Source organism: Streptomyces sp. PU-14G (genome assembly GCF_041028275.1).
Classification (GTDB): Bacteria; Actinomycetota; Actinomycetes; order Streptomycetales; family Streptomycetaceae; genus Streptomyces.
The window spans coordinates 1-8,803 of sequence record NZ_JASKYT010000287.1; the positions used below are offsets into that span (position 1 = coordinate 1).

An 8,803-nucleotide genomic window follows, 5' to 3' on the forward strand; every position below is an offset into this window, starting at 1 on the left:
CCCGTACGACGAGGGAAGCGCCCTCAGCGAGCGCGGCGAGCGCATGGAGCACCAGCCGGACGCCGAGCCACAGGTAGTAGCGGTCCCGCGCAGGCAGGCACTCCGGCACTGCGAAGCCGACGCGCAGGCCATCGATGCGCTCGCCGTCAAGCTCCAGGTCGTGGGGGGGGGGGGGGGGGGGGGCGGGGCCTCACCGTTCAGCGCGGCGCAGACACCGTGCTCTGTCGAGGTCCTGCTGGAGCGCGCTGAGCCGGGGGGGCTCGCGATCGGCGTCCAGGACGACGGCGTGCAACTCGTCGCCGATCTGCGGCGGGGCGACTTCCCGGTCCCACCAGGAGGGGTGCTTCACCTGGTCGACGAACCCGGCAACGCCCTCCACCTCGACCGCGGCTCCCACCGGCGCCACGCCGACGACCTTCGCCACGCACTCCTGATGGTTGAGCACCCTCACCCTCCCGTCATGGTCGGTAACGAGTCGCCCCGTTCGGAATGCCGATGACGCAGGCGCCGTGCAGCGGCAGGGCCATATGAAGTGGGGTGGGCAGAGGTTGGCGGCCGTCACGGCACCGGAAGCGTTCCCGATGTCGACGAACAGCACTGTCACCGAGGACGCGCTTGCTTGCTGTGCTGAGGAGGAAGTCGAAACTGTGATTCGACTTGATATACGGAATTTTTCCGGGCCAGACGTGACCCACTCCTGTCGAAAAAGTCGAGATCATTTCCCTCTGGCGAGATCGGCGCTTGGCCACCCTCAGCGCTTGTTCTTTGCGACCTTCGTTTGCGGCAGTTCGCCCCGGTCCCAGAGATGATCGAGACGCCGCAGAAACGTGTCGATGTCGCGCTCCATATCCGTCCTTGCGGCTGAAGAGTAGTGCGCCAATGGATCAGTGAACTCGATTCCGAGTGTGAAGGCCCCGAACCAACTCTTCATCCTGCGGCAAGAGGCGCACCACACGTAAGTGACAAGCGACTTCCTGAGGCGGCTCTCGTGGATGTATGCGTATGTCCGGAGTGTCTTCTTCCCGCAGGCCGGGCAAATCCCCTGGTTGTCGACCTCGTCGAGAAATCTCGATTGATCTACGACGCTCTGTTCTTGATCCTTGCTGAAAATTGATGCTTTGGTCAACTTCATCGCCTCTTGTGAAACTCTTCCAGCATCCGCAAGCCGTACTCCTCTGCCGCCGTCTCCGAACCTCCCCAGACGTTCGGAGAGCTTCGAGTGAGTTCGAAGTGGCGGTGATGAAATATCTCGTGATGGACAGTTGTGACTGCTTCGTCCAGACTTCTGAGTCCGATGTCGGATACTTCAATACGGGGCAAGCCTCGTGGGCCGGTCAATGGAAATCCGTCTGCCGTGTGCGGACTGTTTCCGAAAGCGGGCCCCGTCGGGGTTTGGATCTCGGGCACGTGCACCAGATCATAGTCTCTGACGCTCTGCCCTGCTCTGCCCAACTCCATTCGCAACTGCTCGAGACTCACACTGGGCCCGTTATGCCCGCCGGGGAGTGACTGTGACGGGCCGCGGTAGGTGTTCTGAGCTGGCGTGTCGCAAGGACTGAGCCCGAGCACGTCCGTCTGCAGGTGAGGATTTTCCGGGTAGAGGGCAGGGTTCGGTGCAGGCGCCAGCCCGAGTGGGTCCGAGGTCAGATATCGAGCGGTCTCTGCGTCGTAGTACCGGAAGTAGTTGTAATGCAACCCCGTCTCGGGGTCGTAGTACTGGCCCGGGAAACGGAGTGGGGTGTACGCCGCGCTCTCTGCGTGCCAGGTGGTGGTGCCCCACAGGGTGGATCGGGTGCGCCAGGCGATCTCGCCCGTCTCCGAGACCAGTTCGGTCGGGGTGCCGACGAGGTCGGTGACGATCGCGTAGAAGCGGGAGTCGATCTCCTGCTGGGTGGCTTCGGCGGTGAGGCGTTCCGTCTGGGTAAGGGGGGTGAAGCCCTCGTGGTCCCAGGTGAGGGTGACCGGGTGGGGGAGGGTCGGGGCAACCGTCGTCTGTTCGATGAGGGTGGGGCCGTCCCAGGTGAAGGTGACGGTCTCCGCGCGCTCCTCGCCCGCCATGCGGTGTTTGGCGACGCGGCGGCCCAGGGGGTCGTAGGCGTAGCGCCAGACCGTGCCGTCGGGGGTGGTGGCCTCGGTGAGGCGGTCCTCCGCGTCCCAGGCGTAGCGCCAGGTGTCCGGCTTCTTCGACAGGCGGGCCTTTTGGCGCAGGGTGATGCGGCCCGCGTCGTCGTGTTCGTAACGGACCTTGCCGGCAGAGGTGATCCGGGTGCCCTCGTAGGTGCGGGGGCCGATGGCCTCCGGCGCGGCGTGGGTTGTCGGCCAGGTCGCCTCGGTCTGGTTGCCCGCCTCGTCGTAGGCGTAGCGCTCCGTCCAGCCGCGGGCGTGGACGGCCGTGACGCGGCCCACCTCGTTCAGGTCAAAGGTGGTGCGGCCGGAGAGGAGGTCGTCGACCTGAGTCAGGTACCCGTCCGGGCGGTACGTGTACTCCCGCCGCTGGACGGCCGACCCCGCGGTCAGGGACTGCGTGGTCAGGGACTGCGTGGTCAGGGACTGCGCGGTCAGGGACTGCGCGGTCAGGCGGCCCGCCGGGTCCCAGACCTGGGAGAGGGTGAGGCCCTCCGCCCCGATGCGGCGCTCGGTCTCGCGGCCCGCCGCGTCGTGCGTGAAGTCGAGCGTGTGGCCGGACGCCGTCAGGGAGGTGCGGTTGCCCGCCGCGTCGTACGCGCTCGTGGAGACGGCACCCGTCGGGGTGACGCGGCGCGTGCGGCGGCCCAGCGCGTCGTACGTGTGCGTGAGCGCGCGGCCGTTCACCATCTCCGTCTTGATACGGCCCAGCTTGTCGCGCTGGTAGCGCAACTCCGCGTCGGGACCGACGGCTTCGAGGAGGCGGCCCGCCGCGTCGTACGCGTACGTCGTCACCGCGCCCGCCGCGTCCTTGCTCAGCGTACGGCCGAGCGCGTCCCGCTCGTAGGTGATCTCCTCGCCCAGCGGGGTGACCCGCCGACGCAGTGCGCCGGCGGCATCGAGCTCGTAGCGCTGCGTACGGTCGTCGAAGTCCGTCTCGGCGACGAGGCGGCCCGCGGGGTCGTAGGTGTAGTCCCAGGTCAGGCCCTGCGGGTTGGTGACCCGCGTCATGCGCAGTTCGGTGTCGTACGCGAACTCGTAGCGCACCCCGTCCGGGCCCGTGCGGGCCTCCAGCATGTCGAAGTGGGTGTACTCGTAGCGGGTCTCGCCGCCCGCCGCGTCGACGTGGCGGGTGCAGTTGCCCTCGCCGTCCCACTCCCAGCGTTCGCTCGCGCCGTCGGCGGTCGTACGGGAGACCAGGCGGCCCTCGGGCGTCCAGGTCAGCTCCGTCCGGGCGCCGAGCGGGTCGATCACCCCGACCGGGCGGCCGAACGCGTCCCGTTCGTAGCGGGTCGTCGCGCCCAGGGGGTCGGTGACCTCCACCGGGAGACCGGCGGCGTCACAGCGGACGCGTGTCGTGCCGCCCAGCGCGTCCGTGACCGCGGCCAGGTGACCGCGCCCGTCGTACGTGAACCGTGTCGTGTGGCCCGCGGGGTCGGTCAGGGCCGTCCGGTTGCCGTCCGCGTCCCATTCCTGGCGCCAGACCGCGCCGTCCGGTTCCGTCGTGGTCACGGGGAGGCCGAGGTCGTTGCGGGCGATCGTGACCGTCGTCCCGTCGGGGCGGGTGACGGTCGCCAGCCGGCCGGCCTCGTCGTACGCGTACGCCGTCGTGCGGCCGAGGGCGTCGGTGTGGGTCAGGGGGCGGTTGAAGGCGTCCCGCTGCGTCGCCGTCCGGTGGCCCAGTGGGTCGATCTCGCCGACGACGAAACCCTGTTCGTCGAACAGGGTGCGGCTCGCGTGTCCCTCCGTGCTCGTCAGCGTCGTGACCTTGTGTCCGGTCGCCTCGTCCACGCCGTCGTAGTCGATGCGGACTTGCATGTGGCCCGCGGTGCCGCCCTCCGCGATCACCCGGTGCAGGTTGTCGTAGACGTAGTCGTAGCGGCGGTCGTTGGTGTCGGTCCAGGACACCACCCGCTGCTCGTCGTCGTACGCGAACCGAAGGGGGAGACCGGAGGAGTTGGTCACCTCCGTCAGGTTGCCGTCGCTGTAGGAGTAGGCCAGCACGGGGATCTCGGAGCCGTCGGGAGCGGCCAGTGCCAGCGCCGTGACACGGTCGCCCGCGACCCCGAGCCTGATCACGTACCCGCCGCTGTGGACGAGGCGCGAGGGGGCGCCCGACTCCTCGTCGTACTCGAACGTGATGCTGTGGCCGCTCCGGTCGGTGATCTGTTCGATCCGGGCGGTGCCGTCGTCCGGCGCGTCCGCCCCGCCCTCGGGCGGGGCGAAGTGCCGCACCCACCCCGAGTCCGGCTCCGTGAGCGTGTAACCGCCGTCCGGGGTGCGCTCCAGCGGCATGCGGGACGAGCCCGCCGAGGGCAGAGTGGGCACGTCGGGGGCCGGATGCGGGTACGAGAGCAGGCGGCCGTCCTCGGCGACGAAGACGACACCTTCCGCGTCGATCTCCAGACGCTGGTCCACCGTCGAGGACCACGAAGGGCCGAACCAGTGGCCGAGCCGGTAGCCGGACTCCACGCGGCGGGTGAACGTCAGCGGCAGGGCGCCCGGCAGGGCCAGGTCCACCTGGGGCAGGTACATCTTGCCCGTGGCGAGGTCGACGGGGTCGGTCCGGCCCGACGGCGTCTCGTGGGGCTGGCGGGCGGCCTGGTTCGGGCCCTTGCTGTCCAGCGCCCTGCGCGCGTCCGCCGCCACCTTCCCCGCCCGGCCCGCCTTCGTCGCCGCGCCGACGCCCTTGGTGCCGAGCAGTTCGGGGATGAGGCGGCCGAGCCCCTCGGCGGGGTCCTTCTTGAAGGCGTCCAGCATGGCCTTGCCGGTGCCGACGGGGTCGTTGGCGACGCGCATGATGCCGGTGACCGTGGAGTTGAGGTTGGTGACGTACTCGGCGGGGTGGGTGATGTTGTAGGGGTCGGTGGGGTTGACGCTGCGCACGAAGTTGACGAGGCCCGCCGTGCCCTTGACGATGCCGCCGGAGACGTGGACGGCGTCCAGTTTCAGGCCCTCCAGGCCGTCCATGGCCTGTTCCGAGTAGTCGGGCTTGGGCGGGGCCGCGTCGCGGGCGGCCTTGACGGCGGTCTGGGCCCGGCCGGCGGCCGTGTTGCGCTGGGAGCGGGCCTCTGCGAGCTGGTCCTCGGCGGCGTCCTTCTTGTCGTCCTTGTACTTCTTGACGGCCTCGCCGGCCTGCTTCTGGGCCCATTCCACGGTCCCGGCGAAGTCCTCCAGCGCTCCGGCGGCCTTCTCGCAGGCGTCGGCGGCCTTGACCCACTTCGCCGGCTCGAGACCGACCTTGTCCCAGAAGGCTTCCGCGGCCTTCCCCTTCAGCGAGCCCTTGGGCAGCTTCTTCAAGCCGTTCGCCACGTTGGTGAAGGCGGTCTTGAAGTCCTTGAGGTGCTTGGCCGTCGAGCGGAGCGTGCTGGGGCTGCCGTAGATGAGCCGCTTGGGGTCGTCGGTCTGATCGAGCTGGAGCTCGTCGGCCTCCGCGCCGAGCGTGTTGGCGAGCGAGCGGGACTTGTCGCGCGTCCAGTCGGCGCCGCTCTCCCAGCCGACGTCGTCCATCCGGTCGGCGGTCCAGTTGCCGAAGCTCTCCGCGCCGTCGCCGATCTTCTCGGTGACCTGCTCGGCCTTGTCCTCCCAGGAGTCCGGTATCAGATCAAAGCCCATCAGCCCTGGCCCCCCTGTGTCCCGCCCTGCTGCCGCTGCTGTGCCGCCGCCCGCTCCTCGGGTGAGGGGCCGAAGTACTCGTCCTGCTTGGCGGCGATCTGCTCGTCGCTGACGCCGGTGGCCTCCTGCGCGAGGTCCATGTACATGCCGCCGCGGCCCTTGGTGGTCAGCTCCCGGCCGGTGTCCTGCCAGTCCTGCTTGATGTCGTGGCCGGCCTTCTCCCAGGACTCCCCGCTGTAGTCGGGCGCGTCCGGCGTGACGATGTCTCCCCAGCCCTGCTGGACGACCTCTTCCTCGGTCGCGTGCGGGTTGCCGGTGAGGGAGTTCAGGCCGACCTTGAGCGCCCCGGCCGCGTACTGGTCCTCCTCGTAGGCCATCCCCGCCGACAGGCCCAGCTTCTGCGCCAGCGCGTTGGCGTTCTGCACGAGGGCGCGCACGCCCCACTCCCACTTCTCGCAGAAGTCCTCGAAGTCGACCGAGAGGCCGTGGTGGCCCATCTCCATGCCGGTGAGGGACATGCCCTCGAAGCCCGCGCCCTGGAGGGAGTCCGTCGCGCCGCTGCCGGACTCCTTCAGCTCCTTGATGGCTCCGCTGAGCCCCTTCTCGATCAGATCGAGGGACTCCTTGTTCCAGTTGACGCCGTCCCCGCCCTTGCCGTCGCCCATCAGGCGCCCTCCCCCTGCGTACCGATGTCGGGCGCCGCGTCCACGGCCGCCTCGTCGGGCACGATTCCCCGCGCGGGCGGGAACAGCATGGAGCCGTCCTCGTCCGCGGCGTTCACGGCGACGCCCGTCGGGCCGTCCAGCTCCGGGATCACCGCGTCGAGCAGCCGCGCGCCGAGTACGGAGACGTACTCCCACGGCTCGCCGGTTGCCGGCTCGCCATGGCGGCCGGGCGCGCCCTCCCGTGCGCCCGCGCGCTCCTCGGCGAAGCGGGCCAGCGCCGCCTCGTCGGTGAACGCGAAGATCCAGCGGACGCCGTTGTGGTTGCCCGCCATCAGGCGGCCCTCGCCTGCTGTCGGCACCAGCACAGCGGTGCGGCGGAACTCGCCCACCAGTGCGGCGGGGTCCCCCGTTCCGGCACGTGTCGCGGCTATCTCCTCCGGGAGTTCCATGCCCCACCCCGTTCGGTCCCGGTGTGTCCGTTGCGTGAGCAGTCACTACGGTAAGTGTGGCCCTGTATGCTCACGCAAGGTCATACTGGCTGATCAGGCCCCGGCAAGGCCTTCCAGGCACGCGGACGGGACAGCGGCTCGGTCCCGGTCGGGACGGCGGCCCGCCGACGGCGGGGTGCCGGACGCGCGGGGCCGACCCGTGATAATGCCCGGATTGGCCAGCGCCAATCCCGCTGTGGCACACTGTCCAGGTTGCTCGGTTGAGTGCCGATGCTGCGCGCCTCCCGCCGGGAGGACCGGAAGCGAGTCCCAGGTATTCGTCGCCCCTCATCAGGGGCGGAAGTACGGGAATCTTCCGGGAAGCGTAGGAGGGGCTTCCAGCCAGGCACCCGGTGGGTTTCTCCCCCGGCTTCTTCCTTGTCAAGGGACCTTCGAGGGTCCGCCGCGGTTCGCCGGGGCGCCCGCGCGGATCCCCTGCGGAGCCGTACGTCTGCGTACGGGGACGTACGAGAAGCAAGCCGACACGCCCGACCGCGTGGGTCGGAAGTGGCAAGCGGGACCGGAAACCAACGGGGTTCCAGAGCGTGACGAGAGACAGGACTACGAAGTAGCCATGGCGGGACAGAAGATCCGCATCAGGCTCAAGGCCTACGACCACGAGGTCATCGACAACTCGGCGAAGAAGATCGTCGAGACGGTGACGCGTACTGGCGCGTCGGTCGCCGGCCCGGTGCCGCTGCCCACAGAGAAGAACGTGTACTGCGTCATCAAGTCGCCGCACAAGTACAAGGACTCGCGCGAGCACTTCGAGATGCGCACCCACAAGCGTCTGATCGACATCCTCGACCCGACCCCCAAGACCGTTGACTCGCTGATGCGCCTGGACCTCCCGGCCGGCGTCGACATCGAGATCAAGCTCTGAGGGGTGTCGTAGAAGATGGCTAAGCAGATCAAGGGCGTCCTGGGCGAGAAGCTCGGCATGACCCAGGTCTGGGACGACAACAACCGCGTCGTTCCCGTGACCGTCGTCAAGGCCGGGCCGAACGTCGTGACCCAGGTCCGCACCGCAGACAGGGACGGCTACGAGGCCGTTCAGATCGCCTTCGGCGAGATCGACCCGCGCAAGGTGAACAAGCCCCTCAAGGGCCACTTCGCCAAGGCCGACGTCACTCCCCGTCGCCACCTCGTGGAGATCCGCACCAACGACTCCGCCGAGTACACCCTCGGCCAGGAGCTGGGCGCGGACACCTTCGAGTCCGGCGTCAAGGTCGACGTGACCGGCAAGTCGAAGGGCAAGGGCTTCGCCGGCGGCATGAAGCGCCACGGTTTCCACGGTGCCCGTGCCTCGCACGGTGCGCACCGCAACCACCGCAAGCCGGGCGCCATCGGTGGCTGCGCCACCCCGGGCCGTGTCTTCAAGGGCACCCGCATGGCCGGCCGGATGGGCAACGAGCGGGTCACCACCCAGAACCTGACCGTCCACGCCGTTGACGCGGAGAAGGGCCTGCTGCTCATCAAGGGCGCAGTCCCCGGTCCGAACGGCGGCCTCGTCCTGGTCCGTACCGCGGCCAAGGGGGCCTGAGGAACCGATGAGCACCATTGACATCCTTTCGCCGGCCGGCGACAAGACCGGGACCGTCGAGCTCCCCGCGGAGATCTTCGACGTGCAGGTCAGCGTTCCGCTGATCCACCAGGTCGTCGTCGCCCAGCTGGCCGCTGCCCGCCAGGGCACGCACAAGACCAAGACCCGCGGCGAGGTCCGCGGCGGTGGCAAGAAGCCGTACCGCCAGAAGGGCACAGGCCGCGCCCGTCAGGGTTCGACCCGCGCTCCGCAGTTCGCCGGCGGTGGCGTCGTGCACGGTCCCGTCCCGCGGGACTACGCGCAGCGGACCCCGAAGAAGATGAAGGCCGCCGCGCTGCGCGGCGGCCTTCATCTTCTTCGGGGTCCGC

At 69.2% G+C, this 8,803-nt stretch carries 8 protein-coding genes; 3 read left to right on the forward strand and 5 right to left on the reverse strand.

The window, feature by feature from the left end; genetic code table 11:
* Positions 1 to 190: 190 nt before the first annotated feature.
* From AB8Z75_RS26030 to AB8Z75_RS26050, 5 genes are all read right to left on the reverse strand, one after another.
* Positions 191 to 445 carry a hypothetical protein gene (locus AB8Z75_RS26030; RefSeq protein ID WP_369206043.1) on the reverse strand — a complete coding sequence of 85 codons (255 nt, stop codon included), beginning with the start codon at positions 443 to 445 and terminating at the stop codon, positions 191 to 193.
* A 306-nt stretch (positions 446 to 751) separates the two neighbouring features.
* The gene (locus tag AB8Z75_RS26035) at positions 752 to 1,132 is read right to left on the reverse strand and encodes a hypothetical protein (protein WP_369206045.1); all 381 of its coding nucleotides are present in this window, start codon (positions 1,130 to 1,132) and stop codon (positions 752 to 754) included.
* Positions 1,129 to 5,739, reverse strand: a complete 4,611-nt coding sequence (locus tag AB8Z75_RS26040) for a putative T7SS-secreted protein (RefSeq protein ID WP_369206047.1) — start codon at positions 5,737 to 5,739, stop codon at positions 1,129 to 1,131. Before AB8Z75_RS26040 ends, AB8Z75_RS26035 begins: the two co-directional genes overlap by 4 nt.
* A complete protein-coding gene (locus AB8Z75_RS26045) occupies positions 5,739 to 6,404 on the reverse strand; it encodes a hypothetical protein (protein WP_369206049.1) in 666 nt (221 codons plus the stop codon). The genes AB8Z75_RS26040 and AB8Z75_RS26045 overlap by 1 nt, the downstream gene beginning before the upstream one ends.
* Positions 6,404 to 6,853 (reverse strand): hypothetical protein, encoded by a 450-nt coding sequence (locus AB8Z75_RS26050; RefSeq protein WP_369206051.1) that lies wholly within the window; start codon positions 6,851 to 6,853, stop codon positions 6,404 to 6,406. Before AB8Z75_RS26050 ends, AB8Z75_RS26045 begins: the two co-directional genes overlap by 1 nt.
* Positions 6,854 to 7,466: 613 nt before the next feature.
* On the opposite strand from AB8Z75_RS26050, the gene rpsJ reads away from it, so the two are divergent.
* The 3 genes from rpsJ to rplD all read left to right on the forward strand — a co-directional run.
* A complete protein-coding gene (gene rpsJ, locus AB8Z75_RS26055; protein WP_016473429.1) occupies positions 7,467 to 7,775 on the forward strand; it encodes a 30S ribosomal protein S10 in 309 nt (102 codons plus the stop codon).
* Positions 7,776 to 7,790: 15 nt separating this feature from the next.
* Entirely contained in the window at positions 7,791 to 8,435 is a 645-nt protein-coding gene (rplC, locus tag AB8Z75_RS26060) for a 50S ribosomal protein L3 (RefSeq protein WP_114015360.1), read from the forward strand.
* Positions 8,436 to 8,442: 7 nt separating this feature from the next.
* A partial coding sequence (rplD, locus tag AB8Z75_RS26065; RefSeq protein WP_369206054.1) for a 50S ribosomal protein L4 occupies positions 8,443 to 8,803 on the forward strand: 361 nt, incomplete at its 3' end.

Bases quoted from the DNA above. Each gene is read 5' to 3' on its own strand.
- AB8Z75_RS26035 (WP_369206045.1), bottom strand. From the start codon at position 1,132: ATGAAGTTGACCAAAGCATCAATTTTCAGCAAGGATCAAGAACAGAGC.
- rpsJ (WP_016473429.1), top strand. From the start codon at position 7,467: ATGGCGGGACAGAAGATCCGCATCAGGCTCAAGGCCTACGACCACGAG.
- AB8Z75_RS26040 (WP_369206047.1), bottom strand. From the start codon at position 5,739: ATGGGCTTTGATCTGATACCGGACTCCTGGGAGGACAAGGCCGAGCAG.
- rplC (WP_114015360.1), top strand. From the start codon at position 7,791: ATGGCTAAGCAGATCAAGGGCGTCCTGGGCGAGAAGCTCGGCATGACC.
- AB8Z75_RS26050 (WP_369206051.1), bottom strand. From the start codon at position 6,853: ATGGAACTCCCGGAGGAGATAGCCGCGACACGTGCCGGAACGGGGGAC.
- AB8Z75_RS26045 (WP_369206049.1), bottom strand. From the start codon at position 6,404: ATGGGCGACGGCAAGGGCGGGGACGGCGTCAACTGGAACAAGGAGTCC.